The sequence below is a fragment of the Staphylococcus sp. EG-SA-14 genome (assembly GCF_017151935.1).
Classification (GTDB): domain Bacteria; phylum Bacillota; class Bacilli; order Staphylococcales; family Staphylococcaceae; genus Staphylococcus; species Staphylococcus aureus.
Window position 1 is genome coordinate 45,614 of the sequence record NZ_JACVZM010000003.1, and the last position, 19,135, is coordinate 64,748.

The window sequence follows — 19,135 nt, forward strand, 5'->3', positions numbered from 1 at the left end:
AGGTTCAAGAACATTTTTAATGAAGAAAGCGATTGTCAATCAAGGCGTTGAAGGAAGAAACGAGAAGAGTTTATGTTTATAAATGACTCGAGTTGCGACCGAAACAACGTAGAGTGCAAACGCTTGACTCAATAACGAAATGTCACCTATGTATGGCGTGACTTATTATACAGGAGGTGCAAAGTATGTTTGCTATTATTGAAACAGGTGGAAAACAAATCAAAGTAGAAGAAGATCAAGAAATCTTCGTTGAAAAATTAGACGTAAACGAAGGAGATACTTTTACATTTGATAAAGTATTATTTGTAGGTGGAGATTCAGTTAAAGTTGGAGCGCCAACAGTTGAAGGTGCAACAGTTACTGCTACTGTTAATAAACAAGGTCGCGGTAAAAAAATCACTGTATTCACATACAAACGTCGTAAAAATTCAAAACGTAAAAAAGGCCATCGTCAACCATACACTAAATTAACAATCGATAAAATCAACGCGTAATTATTATGATTACTGTTGATATTACAGTTAATGATGAAGGCAAAGTAACAGACGTTATTATGGATGGCCATGCTGACCATGGTGAATATGGTCATGATATCGTTTGTGCTGGAGCTTCAGCTGTATTGTTTGGTAGTGTTAATGCGATTATAGGATTGACATCTGAGAGACCAGATATCAATTATGACGACAATGGTGGTCATTTTCATATAAGAAGCGTTGATACAAACAACGATGAAGCGCAACTAATTCTTCAAACAATGCTTGTGTCTTTACAAACTATTGAAGAAGAATATAATGAGAATATTAGATTAAATTATAAGTGAGGTGCATTCCGATGTTAAAATTAAACTTACAATTCTTCGCATCTAAAAAAGGGGTAAGTTCTACAAAAAACGGACGTGACTCTGAATCAAAACGCTTAGGTGCTAAACGTGCTGACGGTCAATTCGTAACAGGTGGTTCAATTTTATATCGCCAACGTGGTACTAAAATTTACCCTGGTGAAAATGTAGGTCGTGGTGGCGATGATACATTATTCGCTAAAATCGACGGCGTTGTTAAATTCGAACGTAAAGGTCGCGACAAAAAACAAGTTTCTGTATATGCAGTAGCTGAATAATTTTGTCTAGTTAACACCAGAAGTGAATCTTCTGGTGTTTTTTACTTTTTATAAAATGTTTTTCATTATTATTTTCATTATGTTATTAAAAAATGGGAATTTTAGACGTTATACTAAATGTGCAACTGTATAAGAGCCCCTAATCGCTAAACTATAAGGGGGACAAAGGAATACAGTTGCAGCGTTTAAAGAATAAACTGTACCACAATTGGTGCTGAGAAATATAAGTATTTTAAAGCAAAGATTTATAAAAGCAACTGCATAAGAGCCCCTAATCGCTAAACTATAAGGGGACAAAAGAATAAAGTTGCAGTATAAAAAGCAAAAAAAGTATCATATTTGGTACTCGGAAATATCAGCAATTTGAGTAAAGTAAATTTAAAAGCAACTGCATAAGAGCCCCTAATTATTTACAATATATAAGGGGCTAAAAGGATTACAGTTGCAGTATAAAAAGCAAAAAAGTATCATGTTTGGTACTTGGAAATATCAGCAATTTGAGTAAAGTAAACTTAAAAGCAACTGCATAAGAGCCCCTAATCGCTAAACTATAAGGGGACAAAAGAATACAGTTGCAGTATAAAAAGCAAAAAAGTATCATATTTGGTACTCGGAAATATAAGTATTTTAAAGCAAAGATTTATAAAAGCAACTGCATAAGAGCCCCTAATCGCTAAACTATAAGGGGACAAAAGAATACAGTTGCAGTATAAAAAGCAAAAAAAGTATCATATTTGGTATTCGGAAATATCAGCAATTTGAGTAAAGTAAATTTAAAAGCAACTGCATAAGAGCCCCTAATTATTTACAATATATAAGGGGCTCTAATATGCTATAATTATTGGGAAAATGAAAATTATATGTAAAAGAGGTGAGATATATGTTTGTCGATCAAGTCAAAATATCTCTTAAAGCCGGTGATGGTGGTAATGGTATTACCGCATACAGAAGAGAAAAATATGTACCATTTGGTGGACCAGCTGGCGGTGACGGTGGTAAAGGTGCTTCAGTCGTATTTGAAGTGGATGAAGGTTTAAGAACGTTATTAGATTTTAGATATCAACGTCATTTTAAAGCAAGCAAAGGTGAAAATGGCCAAAGTAGTAATATGCATGGTAAAAATGCGGAAGATTTAGTATTAAAAGTTCCACCTGGTACAATTATTAAAAATGTTGAAACAGACGAAGTGTTAGCAGATCTTGTTGAAGATGGTCAAAGAGCTGTAGTAGCGAAGGGCGGTCGAGGTGGCCGAGGTAATTCACGTTTTGCAACACCTAGAAACCCTGCACCTGACTTCAGTGAAAAAGGTGAACCAGGTGAGGAATTAGATGTATCTTTAGAATTGAAATTATTAGCTGATGTAGGATTAGTAGGTTTCCCTAGTGTGGGTAAATCGACTTTATTATCTATCGTTTCAAAAGCTAAGCCTAAAATTGGGGCATATCATTTTACAACGATTAAACCAAATCTAGGTGTTGTTTCAACGCCTGATCAACGTAGTTTTGTTATGGCAGATTTACCAGGTTTAATTGAAGGTGCGTCTGATGGCGTTGGATTAGGACATCAATTTTTAAGACATGTAGAGAGAACAAAAGTTATTGTTCACATGATTGATATGAGCGGTTCTGAAGGTAGAGAACCTATTGAAGATTATAAAGTCATTAATCAAGAATTAGCCGCGTACGAGCAACGTTTAGAAGATAGACCTCAAATCGTAGTAGCTAACAAGATGGATTTACCTGAATCACAAGATAATTTAAACTTGTTTAAAGAAGAAATTGGCGAAGATGTGCCAGTTATTCCAGTTTCAACAATAACGCGTGATAATATTGATCAATTATTATATGCAATAGCAGATAAATTAGAAGAATATAAAGATGTTGACTTCACAGTTGAAGAAGAGGAGTCAGTTGGCATTAACCGAGTATTATATAAACATACACCGTCACAAGATAAATTTACAATTTCAAGAGATGATGATGGTGCTTATGTGGTAAGTGGTAATGCTATTGAAAGAATGTTTAAAATGACTGACTTTAACAGTGATCCAGCAGTACGTCGATTTGCTCGTCAAATGCGTTCGATGGGTATTGATGATGCACTTAGAGAACGTGGTTGTAAAAATGGTGATATCGTTAGAATTCTTGGCGGAGAATTTGAATTCGTTGAATAGGAGCGTAACATGATGGACAATAAAGATTATAAAAAGTTTTATTTAATTAGAGAAGATGTCTTGCCTGAATCCGTGGTTAAAACATTGAAGATTAAAGATGCCTTAAAAAGTGATCCGACATTGTCCATTTATGATGCCGTTAAACAGTTTGATCTATCTAGAAGTGCTTTTTATAAATATAGAGAAACGATATTTCCAGTAGACGATAAAATGCTTGACCATCGAGAATTTACATTAATTTTATATGTAACTGATATTGTGGGTATGTTGGCACGTGTACTAGATGTTATATCAAAGTTAGAACTATCTGTATTAACGATTCATCAAAGTATTCCAATGGAAGAAAAAGCAACAATAACATTATCACTGAATGCTAAATCTAAAGAAACTTCAGTAGAAGATGTTATTGGTGCTTTGAGAAATTTAGATTATGTATCAAAAGTAGAATTAATTAGTATGAGTATGTAAGGATGTGCCTATAATGTACGCGTATGTCAAAGGTAAGTTAACACATTTATATCCTACACACGTAGTTGTTGAAACTGCTGGTGTTGGTTATGAAATTCAAACACCAAATTCTTATCGTTTTCAAAAGCATCTAGATCATGAAGTTTTAATTCATACATCTTTAATTGTTCGTGAAGATGCACAATTATTGTATGGATTTAGTAGTGAAGAAGAGAAAGATATGTTCTTGAGTTTAATTAAAGTTACTGGTATTGGTCCGAAATCAGCTTTAGCTATTTTAGCGACAAGTACGCCTAATGAAGTAAAACGTGCCATTGAAAATGAAAATGATACGTATTTAACTAAATTCCCAGGAATTGGTAAGAAAACGGCAAGACAGATTGTCTTAGATTTAAAAGGTAAAGTGAAAATCACTGAAGAAGATAGCGATTCATTATTACAAGTAGACGCTACTTCGACGGTGCAAGATCAATTCGTGCAAGAAGCAATGTTAGCGTTAGAAGCATTAGGTTATTCTAAACGAGAGCTTGCAAAAGTTGAGAAAACGTTAAATAAAAATAAATATGACTCAGTTGATGAAGCTGTTAAGGCAGGTCTTCAATTAGTTGTATCTTAATTTTAAATAGATTAATAGGGGAAGTGTTGTCATGAATGAGCGTATGGTTGATCAATCAATGCATAGTGAAGAAACTGATTTCGAATTGTCGCTTAGACCTACGAGATTACGACAATATATTGGTCAAAATTCAATAAAAAGTAATTTAGAAGTATTTATTAAAGCGGCTAAACTTCGTCATGAACCATTAGATCATGTATTGCTTTTTGGCCCCCCTGGATTAGGTAAGACAACATTATCTAATATCATTGCCAATGAAATGGAAGTTAATATACGTACAGTATCAGGGCCTTCATTAGAAAGACCTGGTGATTTGGCTGCAATTTTATCAGGACTTCAACCTGGAGATGTTTTGTTTATTGATGAAATACACAGACTGAGTAGTGTTGTTGAAGAAGTGTTATACCCTGCAATGGAAGATTTCTTTTTAGATATTATCATTGGTAAAGGCGATGAGGCTAGAAGTATCCGTATCGACTTACCTCCATTCACTTTGGTAGGTGCAACAACGCGAGCTGGCAGCTTAACAGGTCCACTAAGGGATCGATTTGGTGTGCACTTAAGATTAGAATATTATAATGAATCAGATTTAAAAGAAATCATTATTAGAACAGCTGAGGTTTTAGGCACAGGTATTGATGAAGAAAGTGCCATTGAACTTGCTAAACGTTCTAGAGGGACTCCAAGAGTAGCAAATCGACTATTGAAGCGGGTAAGAGACTTCCAGCAAGTGAATGAAGATGAACAAATATACATTGAAACAACGAAGCACGCATTAGGTTTACTTCAAGTTGGTCAACACGGACTAGATTACATTGATCATAAAATGATGAACTGTATTATTAAGCAGTATAATGGTGGACCTGTTGGTTTAGATACGATTGCCGTAACAATTGGTGAAGAACGTATTACAATTGAGGACGTTTATGAGCCATTTCTTATTCAGAAAGGCTTTTTAGAACGTACGCCACGTGGCAGAAAAGCAACACCATTAGCTTATGAACATTTTGCAAAGTCGAATGAGGAGAGAGGATAACGTGAATATTGAAGAATTTGACTATGACTTACCAGAATCATTAATTGCTCAAACGCCTTTAAAAGATCGTGATCATAGTCGTTTATTAGTCATGGATAGAGAAACTGGTGAAATGAAACATTTACATTTCAAAGATATCATTGAGTATTTTAGACCTGGTGATACATTAGTGCTTAACGATACGCGAGTAATGCCAGCTAGACTTTTTGGTTTAAAAGAAGAAACTGGTGCAAAAGTTGAAATGTTAATGTTAACTCAAATTGAAGGTAATGATTGGGAAGTCTTACTGAAACCAGCTAAGCGTATTAAAGTTGGTAATAAATTGAATTTTGGTAATGGCAAAATTATAGCTGAATGCATAAAAGAAATGGATCAAGGTGGACGCATCATGCGTTTACATTATGAAGGTATTTTACAAGAAAGATTAGATGAATTAGGGGAAATGCCACTGCCACCATACATCAAAGAACGTTTAGATGATCCAGATCGTTATCAAACAGTTTACGCTAAAGAAAGTGGTTCAGCGGCAGCACCAACAGCAGGATTACATTTTACTGATGAGTTATTAATTGAAATTAAAAATAAAGGTGTTAATATCGCATTTGTTACATTACATGTTGGGTTAGGTACGTTTAGACCGGTGAGCGTAGACGATGTGAATGACCACGAAATGCATAGTGAATATTATCAAATGACACAAGAAACAGCTGATTTATTAAATGATACTAAGTCTAAAGGACATCGCATTATATCAGTTGGTACAACTTCAACACGTACACTTGAAACAATTCGACGCGATCATGATAAATTTGTTGAAACGAGTGGCTGGACTAATATATTTATTTATCCAGGATTTGATTTTAAAGCAATTGATGGCCAGATTACTAATTTTCATTTACCAAAATCAACATTAGTTATGCTAGTATCAGCGTTTAGTAGTCGTGAAAATGTTCTGAATGCTTATAAAACGGCAGTAAATTTAGAATATAGATTCTTTAGTTTTGGCGATGCAATGTTAATTATATAAAAAGAATGTGAGGATTTTGAATATGCCTGCAGTAACATACGAACACATTAAAACTTGTAAACAATCAGGTGCGCGTTTAGGTATCGTGCACACACCACACGGTTCATTTGAAACACCTATGTTTATGCCAGTTGGTACTAAAGCAACCGTTAAAACAATGAGTCCAGAAGAGTTAAGACAAATTGAAGCAAAAATCATTTTGGGCAACACATATCATTTGTGGTTACAACCCGGAAATGATATTATCAAACACGCTGGGGGATTACATAAATTCATGAATTGGGATGGTCCGATTCTTACAGATTCAGGCGGTTTCCAAGTGTTTAGTTTAAGTAATTTACGTAAAATTACAGAAGAAGGCGTGGAATTTAGACATCATACTAATGGGTCTAAATTATTTTTGAGTCCTGAGAAATCAATGCAAATTCAAAATGATTTAGGATCTGATATTATGATGGCATTTGATGAATGTCCACCGATGCCTGCTGAATATGATTATGTAAAAAAATCTATTGAACGTACAACACGTTGGGCGAAAAGATGTCTAGATGCACACCAAAGACCTGAAGATCAAGCATTGTTCGGCATTATACAAGGTGGCGAATATGAAGATTTAAGAGAACAAAGTGCAAAGGATTTAGTAGAATTAGATTTTCCTGGTTATGCAATCGGCGGTTTGTCAGTTGGTGAACCTAAACCGGTTATGTATAAAATGGTTGAACATACAGAGCAGTTTATGCCTAAAGATAAACCAAGATATTTAATGGGTGTAGGATCTCCAGATGCGTTAATCGAATGTAGTATTCGCGGCATGGATATGTTTGATTGTGTCTTACCGACACGTATTGCCAGAAATGGTACTTGTATGACATCGCAAGGTCGTTTAGTTATTAAAAATGCAAAATTTGCAGATGATTTAAGACCGTTAGATGAGAATTGTGACTGTTATACATGTCAAAACTATTCAAGAGCGTATATACGTCATTTAATCAAGGCAGAGGAAACTTTTGGTATTCGTCTTACTACTATTCATAATTTACATTTTCTGCTAAAATTAATGGAAGATATAAGACAAGCCATTCGAGAAGATCGTCTTTTAGATTTCAAAGAAGAATTCTTCGAGCAATATGGATTAAATGTTGAGAACCCAAAAAACTTTTAAGCAAGAGGAGCGTATAAAATGCAATTTTCATTACTAATATATATAGTCGTAATTTTTGCGGTTATGTATTTCTTGATGATCAGACCACAACAAAAACGTGCGAAACAGCATCGTGAGTTGATTAATAACATTCAATCTGGTCAAAGAATTACAACTATTGGTGGTATTAAAGGTACTGTTAAAGCAGTAGATGAAACAACTGTTGTTATTACAGTTAATGGTCATGGTACTGAATTAACTTTCGAAAAACCTGCTATTAAACAAGTTGACCCTTCATAATGAGAAGTGGTATTAAAAAGGATGAAACGAATAGCGTTTCATCCTTTTTAAGTTATAAGTAGTATGTAGAATAGCTTATTTTTATTCCAAAAAAAGAAATTGTGATACATAATAATTGTTAAATTTAAATTAAATATATCTATGACTATTTTTACTCCCTGCTCTAGTATGTTAATATGTATAAGGCTAATAAATTTTGTAAGAAAGATTTAACTTGCGTTATAAAATAGTATTCAAGTATTCTAAATACATACGTAAATAATGAGGTGTTCATGTGAAGAAAAGTAGTAGAATAATTGCGTTCTTGCTTTTAGTCGTATTGTTGTTTGCCGGAATGGCTGCAACTTATAAAAGTGTTATAAAGAATGTCAATTTAGGACTTGATTTGCAAGGTGGATTTGAGGTGCTTTATCAAGTCGATCCTTTAAATAAAGGCGACAAAATAGATAAAAAAGCCTTACAATCAACAGCGCAAACATTAGAAAATCGTGTTAACGTTTTAGGTGTTTCGGAACCTAAAATTCAAGTTGAAGAACCTAATAGAATTAGAGTACAACTTGCTGGTGTAACAGACCAGAATGAAGCACGTAAAATTTTATCTTCTCAAGCTAATTTAACAATTCGCGATGCAGAAGATAAAGTAAAATTAAGCGGTTCTGATATTAAACAGGGATCTGCCAAACAAGAATTTAAACAGGAAACAAACCAGCCTACAGTTACTTTTAAAGTAAAAGACAAAAACAAATTTAAAAAAGTAACGGAAGAAATCTCTAAGAAACGTGATAATGTCATGGTTGTTTGGTTAGATTTCAAAAAAGGTGACAGCTATAAAAAAGAAGCACAAAAGAAAAAACCTAAATTTATTTCTGCAGCAAGTGTTGATCAACCAATCAATTCTGATAGCGTAGAAATCTCGGGTGGATTTAAAGGACAAGAAGGCGTTAAAAAAGCAAAACAAATCGCCGAATTGTTAAATGCAGGTTCTTTACCAGTTGACTTGAAAGAAATTTATTCAAACTCAGTAGGTGCCCAATTTGGTCAAGATGCATTAGATAAAACTGTGTTTGCATCGTTTATTGGTGTAGCATTAATTTATTTATTCATGCTTGGATTCTACCGATTACCTGGTTTAGTAGCGATTATTGCATTGACAACTTATATCTATCTAACGTTAGTAGCATTTAATTTCATTTCCGGGGTTCTAACTTTACCAGGATTAGCGGCGTTGGTATTAGGTGTAGGTATGGCTGTAGATGCCAATATTATCATGTATGAGCGTATTAAGGATGAACTTCGAATAGGTAGAACGATAAAGCAAGCCTTTTCTAAAGCAAACAAAAGTTCATTCCTAACAATTTTTGATTCTAACTTAACAACAGTTATCGCCGCAGCAGTATTATTCTTCTTCGGTGAAAGTTCAGTTAAAGGTTTCGCGACAATGTTATTATTAGGTATTCTAATGATCTTTGTTACAGCCGTGTTCTTATCAAGATTCTTATTATCATTACTTGTTTCATCAAATATATTCAAAAATCAATTTTGGTTATTTGGTGTTAAAAAGAATAAACGACATGATATTAATGAAGGTGTAGATGTTCATGACCTTAAAACTTCATTCGAGAAATGGAATTTTGTTAAATTAGCTAAGCCATTAATTGGAGTAAGTATTTTAATTGTAGTTGTCGGTTTAGTTATTCTTTATATCTTCAAGTTAAACTTAGGAATTGATTTCTCAAGTGGTACACGCGTAGATTTCCAATCTAAACAAGCAATTACTCAACAAAAGGTAGAGCAAGTTGTAAAAGATAGTGGACTTAAAGCGGATCAAATTCAGATCAATGGTAAAGACAATAAAGTAGCAACTGTTCAATTTAAAGACGATTTAACGCGTGCTCAAGATAATAAATTGAGTGATAATATTAAATCGAAATTCGGTGACACACCTCAAATTAACACTGTATCACCAATTATTGGACAGGAATTAGCAAAAAATGCAATGCTTGCATTAATCTATGCATCGATAGGTATCATCATCTATGTATCATTACGATTTGAATGGCGCATGGGTCTTTCATCTGTATTGGCATTATTACATGATGTATTCATTATAGTAGCGATTTTCAGTTTATTTAGAATTGAAGTAGATTTAACATTTATCGCCGCTGTATTAACAATTGTCGGTTATTCAATTAATGATACAATCGTAACGTTTGACCGTGTACGTGAAAACTTACAAAAGGTTAAAGTGATTACGACAACAGAACAAATTGATGATATCGTTAATAGATCAATTAGACAGACAATGACACGTTCAATTAATACAGTATTAACAGTTATTGTAGTAGTAGTTGCTATACTATTCTTCGGTGCTCCTACGATATTCAACTTTACTTTAGCATTATTTATCGGATTGATTTCTGGTGTATTCTCTTCAATCTTCATTGCCGTTCCGCTATGGGGAATAATGAAAAAACGTCAGTTGAAAAAATCGCCGAAACACAAATTAGTTGTATATAAAGAAAAGAAATCGAACGATGAAAAGATTTTAGTTTAAAATGAATTAAGCGGTATGTGAAACAATAAAGAGTTCACATACCGCTTTTTACTTTATTTAAATTTAACAAAATATATATAAATAAGTTCCCGCATTCATTTTTAAAAAATGGTATAATTAAAGTCTTGATTATTTAGATAAGTGCTTTTTATTTAAAGTAATTTTAGATATAATGTCTTTTGGAAATGAGGCGTAAATATATATGATTAAACCGAAGTATAAGTGGAAATTAACTAAACCAGCTGAATACATAAGTGATGAATTAACATCAAAATTAAAGTTAACGCCAATCGTAAAAAAAATATTAGAAAGTAAATCGATTATTGATGAACAAGCAATAGAATCCATCATTTCAGATACAGATATCAATCATGATGCACTGCAATTGAGCGATATGACTAAGACTATTGAAAGAATTAAAAGAGCGATAGCGAATGATGAGAAAATCCTAGTTTATGGTGATTACGATGCCGACGGTGTTACCGCAACTACAATTTTAGTGATAACATTACAACTTTTAGGTGCACAAGTAGGATGGCATATTCCTAACCGCTTTACCGAAGGATATGGACCAAACGAACTAGCATTTAGAAATGCTCATGATGAAGGCATAACATTAATCATAACTGTTGATAATGGCATACAAGGTCATAATGAAATTAAAATGGTTCAAGATTTAGGAGTTGATGTCATTGTAACTGATCATCATGAAATTGGTAGTACATTACCAGAAGCATATGCAATCGTACATCCAATGCATCCATCGTTTAATTATCCGTTCCAACAATTGTGTGGTGCAGGTGTTGCATACAAATTAGCACAAGCATTGATTGAAAATGTACCTGATTATTTTAAAGCATTAGTTGCGATAGGTACCATTGCGGATTTAGTATCCTTAACTGATGAAAATCGATCATTAGTGAAACAAGGATTAAAAGTCTTAAATGATCAATGTCCGACCTCTGTTAAAGCATTGCTAAAAGAAGCGGGATACAATGACAATATTGATGAAGAAACAATTGGTTTTATTATTGGACCTAGACTTAATGCTGTAGGTCGTTTAGATGACGCATCATTAGCTTGCGAATTGTTGATGACTGACGTCGAAGAAGAAGCTGCATTTTTAGCAGAACAAGTTGAACATTTTAACCGTGAAAGAAAAGATATTGTAGCAACTATCACAGAAGAAGCAATGGCTATGGCAGAAACGAAAGTTAAAAAGGGAGATTTATTTTTACTTTTAGCAAAAGAAAATTGGCATGAAGGTGTCTTAGGTATTGTTGCTTCGAAAATTGTCGAAACATTTGCTTTGCCAACATTAATTTTAAATATTGATAGGGAGCAAAATCATGCAAAAGGCTCCGCCAGATCAATTGATCAAGTGTCGATGTTTGAAATACTATCAGCACATCAAGAGTTAATCGCTAAATTTGGCGGCCATCATATGGCTGCAGGTATGACGATGGATATTGAAAATATAGAATCGTTAGCTGAAGGTTTAAATAAATGGATGAAAGAATTATCTAAAACAACTTCGTTAGATCCCGTAAAGCAAGTAGATGTATTATTAACAGAAAATGATATAACGATTAAAAATATTCGTGATATGAATCGTTTAAGACCCTTCGGAACAGATTTTTCTAGACCTATTTTTGAAATGGATGATTTATCAGTTTCTTCAGTTAAGGCGATAGGTCAACAAAAAAATCATCTAAAATTGACACTTGGTGAAAGTAATATCGCCGCGCTATTTTGGCAAAATGGACACTTAGAACCTGAGTTACAAGATGAACAGCCAATTAATATATTAGGATCTGTTCAAATCAACGAATGGAATGGTAATCAATCACCGCAAATAATTATTCAAGATATTGCGATGAATGAACAGCAAATATTAGATTATAGAAGTAAGCGAAAAAGTTTACCTTTTACAGAAAATGATGAAAATATTGTCGTGCTTATTCATCCTAAAAGTGATAAAGTAAATGCGAATGAATATTATTATGGTGAAGAAATTAAACAACAAACTGATAAAGTAGTATTAAGAGATTTACCAACGTCAATGGAAGACTTGTCTAATTCCTTGCAACAACTGCAATTTTCTCAACTTTATATAGTTTTGCAACATAATCATTCGATTTACTTCGATGGTATACCTAATATGGATATTTTTAAAAAGTGTTATAAAGCATTAATAACTAAACAAGAAACAAATATCCAGAAAGAGGGTATGTTATTGTGTCAACATTTAAGTGTGAAACCAGATACACTTAAATTCATGTTGAAAGTTTTCTTAGACTTAAAATTTGTAACACAAGAAGATGGTTTAATTCGAATCAATCAACAACCTGATAAAAGATCGATTGATTCCAGCAAAGTATATCAATTAAGACAACAACGTATGGATGTTGAAAAGCAATTATTATATCAAGATTTTTCAGAAATAAAAAATTGGATAAAGTCACAATTGTCGTGAGCAATTTAGGAGGAAATATTAATGGATTTAAAGCAATACGTATCAGAAGTTCAAGATTGGCCGAAACCAGGTGTTAGTTTCAAGGATATTACTACAATTATGGATAATGGTGAAGCATATGGCTATGCAACAGATAAAATTGTAGAATACGCAAAAGACAGAGATGTTGATATCGTTGTAGGACCTGAAGCGCGTGGCTTTATCATTGGCTGTCCTGTAGCTTATTCAATGGGGATTGGCTTTGCACCTGTTAGAAAAGAAGGGAAATTACCTCGTGAAGTCATTCGTTATGAGTATGACCTAGAATATGGTACAAATGTTTTAACAATGCACAAAGATGCAATTAAACCAGGTCAACGTGTGTTAATTACAGATGATTTATTAGCTACTGGTGGTACGATTGAAGCAGCAATAAAATTAGTTGAAAAATTAGGCGGTATCGTAGTAGGTATTGCATTTATAATTGAATTGAAATATTTAAATGGTATTGAAAAAATTAAAGATTACGATGTTATGAGTTTAATCTCATACGACGAATAATAAATAATATAATTTTATCAAATGAAATCCTTCATCAAATGTATAAGAACCCATGACTTAATTAAAAAAGTTGTTTAAGTTTTCTTAACATGAGATGTTAGGATTTTTTATTTACTGAAAATGTTAGATGATTGAGCATTATACCTTAATAACATCGTTTATTTATTTCATAAATTGTAGTATCATAGAACTAATATTTAAAAAATGAAACAGTAGATTTAGGTCGAATTTTTGTAAAAGTTTTAAAAGTAGGAATAGTATACAAATTAAACTCGCTCAAGTAAAATTAATATTACGATTAATGACGACAGGATAAATATTTATCGTCGACGGACGTATGATTGGTGTGGGACAAATACTATTCAACAAGAGTACCTAAATCATTGTTTAAGGCGAAGTAATAAATATGAATGGGGTGTATCATATAATGAACAACGAATATCCATATAGTGCAGACGAAGTTCTTCACAAAGCAAAATCATATTTGTCAGCAGATGAATATGAGTATGTTTTAAAAAGCTATCATATTGCTTATGAAGCACATAAAGGTCAGTTCCGAAAAAACGGATTACCATACATTATGCATCCTATACAAGTTGCAGGTATTTTAACAGAAATGCGATTAGACGGACCGACGATTGTCGCAGGTTTTTTGCATGATGTAATTGAAGATACACCGTATACATTTGAAGATGTAAAAGAAATGTTCAATGAAGAAGTTGCTCGAATTGTTGATGGTGTGACGAAGCTTAAAAAAGTAAAATACCGCTCAAAAGAAGAACAACAAGCTGAAAATCATCGCAAGTTATTTATTGCGATTGCCAAAGATGTACGCGTAATTTTGGTGAAATTAGCAGACAGATTACATAATATGCGTACCTTGAAAGCCATGCCGCGCGAAAAACAAATTAGAATTTCTCGAGAAACATTAGAAATTTATGCACCATTAGCACATCGTCTTGGTATTAATACAATCAAATGGGAACTAGAAGATACGGCTCTTCGTTATATTGATAATGTGCAATATTTTAGAATAGTCAATTTAATGAAGAAGAAACGTAGTGAACGTGAAGCGTATATCGAAACGGCTATTGATAGAATACGTACTGAAATGGACCGAATGAATATCGAAGGCGATATAAATGGTAGACCTAAACATATTTACAGTATTTATCGGAAAATGATGAAGCAGAAAAAACAATTTGATCAAATTTTTGATTTGTTGGCGATACGTGTTATTGTCAATTCTATTAATGATTGTTATGCGATACTTGGGTTGGTGCATACGTTATGGAAACCGATGCCAGGACGTTTTAAAGATTATATTGCAATGCCTAAACAAAATTTGTATCAGTCATTGCATACTACAGTAGTAGGCCCAAATGGAGACCCGCTCGAAATCCAAATACGAACGTTTGATATGCACGAAATTGCTGAGCATGGTGTTGCAGCACACTGGGCTTACAAAGAAGGTAAAAAAGTAAGTGAAAAAGATCAAACTTATCAAAATAAGTTAAATTGGTTAAAAGAATTAGCTGAAGCGGATCATACATCGTCTGACGCGCAAGAATTTATGGAAACCTTAAAATATGACTTACAGAGTGACAAAGTATACGCATTTACCCCAGCGAGTGATGTTATTGAGTTGCCATATGGTGCTGTGCCGATTGATTTTGCTTATGCGATTCACAGTGAAGTAGGTAATAAGATGATTGGTGCCAAGGTGAATGGCAAAATTGTACCAATTGACTATATTTTACAAACAGGCGATATTGTTGAAATACGTACTAGTAAACATTCATATGGACCAAGTCGTGATTGGTTGAAAATTGTTAAATCGTCTAGTGCCAAAGGTAAAATTAAAAGTTTCTTCAAAAAACAAGATCGTTCATCTAATATTGAAAAAGGCCGAATGATGGTTGAAGCTGAAATAAAAGAGCAAGGATTTAGAGTCGAAGATATTTTGACAGAGAAAAATATTCAGGTTGTTAATGAAAAATATAACTTTGCAAATGAAGATGATTTATTCGCAGCTGTAGGATTTGGCGGCGTGACATCCTTACAGATTGTTAATAAATTAACTGAAAGACAACGTATTTTAGATAAACAACGTGCTTTAAATGAAGCACAAGAAGTTACGAAATCATTGCCTATTAAAGACAACATCATTACTGATAGTGGTGTCTATGTAGAAGGTTTAGAAAATGTACTTATCAAGTTGTCAAAATGTTGTAATCCTATACCAGGTGATGATATTGTAGGTTATATCACCAAAGGTCACGGTATTAAAGTACATCGCACTGATTGCCCAAATATTAAGAACGAAACTGAACGACTAATTAATGTTGAATGGGTAAAATCAAAAGACGCAACTCAAAAATATCAGGTTGATTTAGAGGTAACTGCGTATGACCGAAATGGCTTGTTGAATGAAGTACTACAAGCTGTTAGCTCGACAGCCGGCAATTTAATTAAAGTTTCAGGACGTTCAGATATTGATAAAAATGCAATAATAAATATTAGTGTCATGGTGAAAAACGTGAATGATGTTTATCGTGTGGTAGAAAAGATCAAACAACTTGGTGATGTTTATACAGTAACAAGAGTTTGGAACTAGAGGTGCAAAATATGAAAGTAGTTGTACAAAGAGTTAAAGAAGCATCGGTGACGAATGATACATTAAATAATCAAATCAAAAAAGGATATTGTTTATTAGTCGGTATCGGTCAGAACTCTACAGAGCAAGATGCAGATGTAATTGCAAAGAAAATTGCTAATGCAAGATTATTTGAAGATGACAATAATAAATTAAACTTTAATATCCAACAAATGAATGGTGAAATACTATCAGTTTCACAATTTACTCTCTATGCAGATGTAAAAAAAGGTAACCGTCCAGGTTTCTCAAATTCTAAAAATCCTGATCAAGCGGTAAAAATTTATGAGTATTTTAATGATGCGCTACGAGCGTATGGTCTTACTGTGAAAACAGGTGAATTTGGAACACACATGAATGTTAGCATAAATAATGATGGTCCAGTCACTATTATTTATGAAAGTCAGGACGGCAAAATTCAATGAAAAAAATAGAGGCATGGTTATCTAAAAAGGGTCTTAAAAATAAACGTACTCTAATAGTAGTGATTGCCTTTGTCTTATTTATCATCTTTTTATTTTTATTGCTGAATAGCAATAGTGAAGATAGTGGGAACATCACGATAACTGAAAATGCTGAATTACGTACAGGTCCAAACGCTGCGTATCCAGTCATATATAAAGTTGAGAAAGGTGACCATTTTAAAAAGATTGGTAAAGTAGGTAAATGGATTGAAGTTGAAGATACATCCAGTAATGAAAAAGGTTGGATAGCTGGATGGCACACAAATTTAGATATTGTCGCGGATAATACGAAGGAGAAAAATCCTTTGCAAGGTAAAACAATAGTGCTTGATCCTGGTCATGGAGGTAGTGACCAGGGTGCTTCAAGCAATACTAAATATAAAAGTTTAGAAAAAGATTATACGTTGAAAACAGCAAAAGAATTGCAGCGTACTTTAGAAAAAGAAGGCGCAACTGTTAAGATGACAAGAACAGACGATACATATGTTTCACTAGAAAATCGTGATATCAAAGGCGATGCCTATTTGAGTATACATAATGATGCGTTAGAATCATCTAATGCAAATGGAATGACAGTTTATTGGTATCATGATAATCAAAGAGCTTTAGCAGATACGTTAGACGCTACGATTCAGAAGAAAGGTCTACTTTCTAATCGCGGTTCAAGACAAGAAAATTATCAAGTGTTAAGACAAACAAAAGTTCCTGCTGTTTTATTAGAATTAGGTTATATTAGTAACCCAACTGATGAAACGATGATTAAAGATCAATTACATAGACAAATTTTAGAACAAGCAATTGTTGATGGCCTTAAAATTTATTTTTCTGCGTAGGGCTTGCAAAAATATGTGAAAGTAGTTATCATTGATATTGAATTTTATAACTAAAACCGTTAGTATTCTTGAAATGGTAAATGAAATAGGTAGCAATCTAACTAAGATTGTGTAGGAATATAATCCATAGACTGAAAGATTATGCTGAGTAGTTTATATACATTGAACACAAGAAGAGGTGCTTTATGAAAAGTAAAGCCGTTAAACGTACGTTAAACGTTTTGAGTGGGTTTATTAAATGCACGCTTATAAAAAGTAATGATGATTACAATTAGGCATGTTTTTTAAACCAATGAGGGTGGCAACACGGATATTCGTCCCTTGTGCAGTTTCAGGCTGTGCAAGGGCTTTTTCTTTTGCTTTTAAGATTATGATTTATCGTGCAAAGTTAAGTGGTCGTATATAGTTTTAGTTTTAAAAAGGTAATTAAATAAAATAGTTTGCCGAGGGAGATGTCAAAATGATTAAAATACCTAGAGGGACGCAGGATATTTTACCTGAAGATTCAAAGAAATGGCGTTACATTGAAAATCAATTAGATGAATTAATGACATTTTATAATTATAAAGAAATAAGAACACCAATTTTTGAAAGTACAGATCTTTTTGCAAGAGGTGTTGGTGATTCAACCGATGTCGTACAAAAAGAAATGTATACATTTAAAGATAAAGGCGATAGAAGTATTACATTAAGACCTGAGGGAACAGCTGCAGTTGTGCGTTCATATATTGAACATAAAATGCAAGGTAATCCAAACCAACCAATTAAACTTTATTACAATGGACCGATGTTTAGATATGAACGTAAGCAAAAAGGACGCTATCGTCAATTTAATCAATTTGGTGTAGAAGCTATTGGTGCTGAAAATCCTAGCGTAGATGCAGAAGTATTAGCTATGGTTATGCATATTTATCAATCATTTGGATTAAAACATTTAAAGCTTGTTATTAATAGTGTAGGGGATATGGCGTCTCGAAAAGAATATAACGAAGCGTTAGTGAAACACTTTGAACCAGTAATTCATGAATTTTGTTCAGATTGTCAATCACGTTTGCATACAAATCCGATGCGAATTTTGGATTGTAAAGTAGACCGTGATAAAGAAGCGATTAAGACTGCACCTAGAATCACTGATTTCTTAAATGAGGAATCTAAGGCATATTATGAACAAGTAAAAGCTTATTTAGATGATTTAGGTATTCCATATATTGAAGATCCTAACTTAGTTCGTGGATTGGATTATTATACACATACAGCATTTGAATTAATGATGGATAACCCTAACTATGATGGTGCCATTACAACGCTTTGTGGTGGTGGCCGTTATAATGGTTTATTAGAATTGCTAGATGGTCCAAGTGAAACAGGTATTGGTTTTGCGCTAAGTATAGAACGATTATTGCTTGCACTTGAAGAAGAAGGTATCGAATTAGATATTGAAGAAAACTTAGATTTATTCATTGTTACAATGGGTGATCAAGCAGATCGATATGCTGTGAAGCTATTAAATCATTTGAGACATAATGGTATTAAAGCAGATAAAGACTATTTACAGCGTAAAATTAAAGGACAAATGAAACAAGCAGACCGTTTAGGTGCCAAGTTTACAATCGTTATTGGTGATCAAGAATTAGAAAATAATAAAATCGATGTTAAAAATATGACAACTGGTGAATCTGAAACAATTGAATTAGACGCATTAGTCGAATATTTTAAGAAGTAGAGAGGGCGTTAA

At 33.3% G+C, this 19,135-nt stretch carries 17 protein-coding genes and 1 other annotated feature (1 of these 18 only partly in view); all 17 genes read left to right on the forward strand.

The genetic code is table 11. The annotated features are described in order from the left end of the window. Positions 1 to 173, forward strand: a sequence feature (ribosomal protein L21 leader region); it begins 24 nt to the left of the window's first position. Between the two features lie 12 nt (positions 174 to 185). The 17 genes from rplU (at position 186) to hisS (ending at position 19,123) form a co-directional block, all read left to right on the forward strand. Next, positions 186 to 494, forward strand: coding sequence for a 50S ribosomal protein L21 (gene rplU / locus IDG63_RS03670; RefSeq protein WP_000457384.1), 309 nt, complete (start codon positions 186 to 188; stop codon positions 492 to 494). Positions 495 to 499: 5 nt separating this feature from the next. Further along, on the forward strand, positions 500 to 820 hold the full coding sequence (locus IDG63_RS03675; RefSeq protein WP_000633692.1) for a ribosomal-processing cysteine protease Prp: 321 nt from the start codon (positions 500 to 502) through the stop codon (positions 818 to 820). A gap of 11 nt (positions 821 to 831) precedes the next feature. After that, entirely contained in the window at positions 832 to 1,116 is a 285-nt protein-coding gene (rpmA, locus tag IDG63_RS03680) for a 50S ribosomal protein L27 (protein WP_000916187.1), read from the forward strand. Between the two features lie 880 nt (positions 1,117 to 1,996). Then, a complete protein-coding gene (obgE, locus tag IDG63_RS03685; protein ID WP_000496100.1) occupies positions 1,997 to 3,289 on the forward strand; it encodes a GTPase ObgE in 1,293 nt (430 codons plus the stop codon). 12 nt (positions 3,290 to 3,301) lie between these two features. Then, a complete protein-coding gene (locus tag IDG63_RS03690) occupies positions 3,302 to 3,757 on the forward strand; it encodes an ACT domain-containing protein (protein ID WP_000368902.1) in 456 nt (151 codons plus the stop codon). Between the two features lie 13 nt (positions 3,758 to 3,770). Next, a complete protein-coding gene (gene ruvA / locus IDG63_RS03695; RefSeq protein WP_000271547.1) occupies positions 3,771 to 4,373 on the forward strand; it encodes a Holliday junction branch migration protein RuvA in 603 nt (200 codons plus the stop codon). A gap of 31 nt (positions 4,374 to 4,404) precedes the next feature. Continuing rightward, a complete protein-coding gene (ruvB, locus tag IDG63_RS03700) occupies positions 4,405 to 5,409 on the forward strand; it encodes a Holliday junction branch migration DNA helicase RuvB (RefSeq protein WP_001005769.1) in 1,005 nt (334 codons plus the stop codon). Between the two features lies 1 nt (position 5,410). Beyond that, a complete protein-coding gene (gene queA, locus IDG63_RS03705; RefSeq protein WP_001019172.1) occupies positions 5,411 to 6,436 on the forward strand; it encodes a tRNA preQ1(34) S-adenosylmethionine ribosyltransferase-isomerase QueA in 1,026 nt (341 codons plus the stop codon). Positions 6,437 to 6,458: 22 nt separating this feature from the next. Further along, positions 6,459 to 7,598 carry a tRNA guanosine(34) transglycosylase Tgt gene (tgt, locus tag IDG63_RS03710; RefSeq protein WP_001112045.1) on the forward strand — a complete coding sequence of 380 codons (1,140 nt, stop codon included), beginning with the start codon at positions 6,459 to 6,461 and terminating at the stop codon, positions 7,596 to 7,598. An 18-nt stretch (positions 7,599 to 7,616) separates the two neighbouring features. Then, positions 7,617 to 7,877 carry a preprotein translocase subunit YajC gene (gene yajC, locus IDG63_RS03715; RefSeq protein WP_001160682.1) on the forward strand — a complete coding sequence of 87 codons (261 nt, stop codon included), beginning with the start codon at positions 7,617 to 7,619 and terminating at the stop codon, positions 7,875 to 7,877. A 274-nt stretch (positions 7,878 to 8,151) separates the two neighbouring features. Continuing rightward, the gene (secDF, locus tag IDG63_RS03720) at positions 8,152 to 10,431 is read left to right on the forward strand and encodes a protein translocase subunit SecDF (RefSeq protein ID WP_000749789.1); all 2,280 of its coding nucleotides are present in this window, start codon (positions 8,152 to 8,154) and stop codon (positions 10,429 to 10,431) included. Between the two features lie 202 nt (positions 10,432 to 10,633). Next, positions 10,634 to 12,907 carry a single-stranded-DNA-specific exonuclease RecJ gene (gene recJ, locus IDG63_RS03725; RefSeq protein WP_000594993.1) on the forward strand — a complete coding sequence of 758 codons (2,274 nt, stop codon included), beginning with the start codon at positions 10,634 to 10,636 and terminating at the stop codon, positions 12,905 to 12,907. Between the two features lie 21 nt (positions 12,908 to 12,928). Further along, entirely contained in the window at positions 12,929 to 13,447 is a 519-nt protein-coding gene (locus IDG63_RS03730; protein WP_000364542.1) for an adenine phosphoribosyltransferase, read from the forward strand. 427 nt (positions 13,448 to 13,874) lie between these two features. Beyond that, a complete protein-coding gene (locus IDG63_RS03735) occupies positions 13,875 to 16,064 on the forward strand; it encodes a RelA/SpoT family protein (RefSeq protein WP_001058583.1) in 2,190 nt (729 codons plus the stop codon). 11 nt (positions 16,065 to 16,075) lie between these two features. Further along, complete coding sequence (dtd, locus tag IDG63_RS03740) at positions 16,076 to 16,528, forward strand: D-aminoacyl-tRNA deacylase (RefSeq protein ID WP_000869983.1); 453 nt, start codon at positions 16,076 to 16,078, stop codon at positions 16,526 to 16,528. Continuing rightward, positions 16,525 to 17,400, forward strand: a complete 876-nt coding sequence (locus IDG63_RS03745; RefSeq protein ID WP_000717800.1) for an N-acetylmuramoyl-L-alanine amidase family protein — start codon at positions 16,525 to 16,527, stop codon at positions 17,398 to 17,400. Before dtd ends, IDG63_RS03745 begins: the two co-directional genes overlap by 4 nt. A 460-nt stretch (positions 17,401 to 17,860) precedes the next feature. After that, complete coding sequence (hisS, locus tag IDG63_RS03750; protein ID WP_000590826.1) at positions 17,861 to 19,123, forward strand: histidine--tRNA ligase; 1,263 nt, start codon at positions 17,861 to 17,863, stop codon at positions 19,121 to 19,123. Positions 19,124 to 19,135 lie beyond the last annotated feature (12 nt).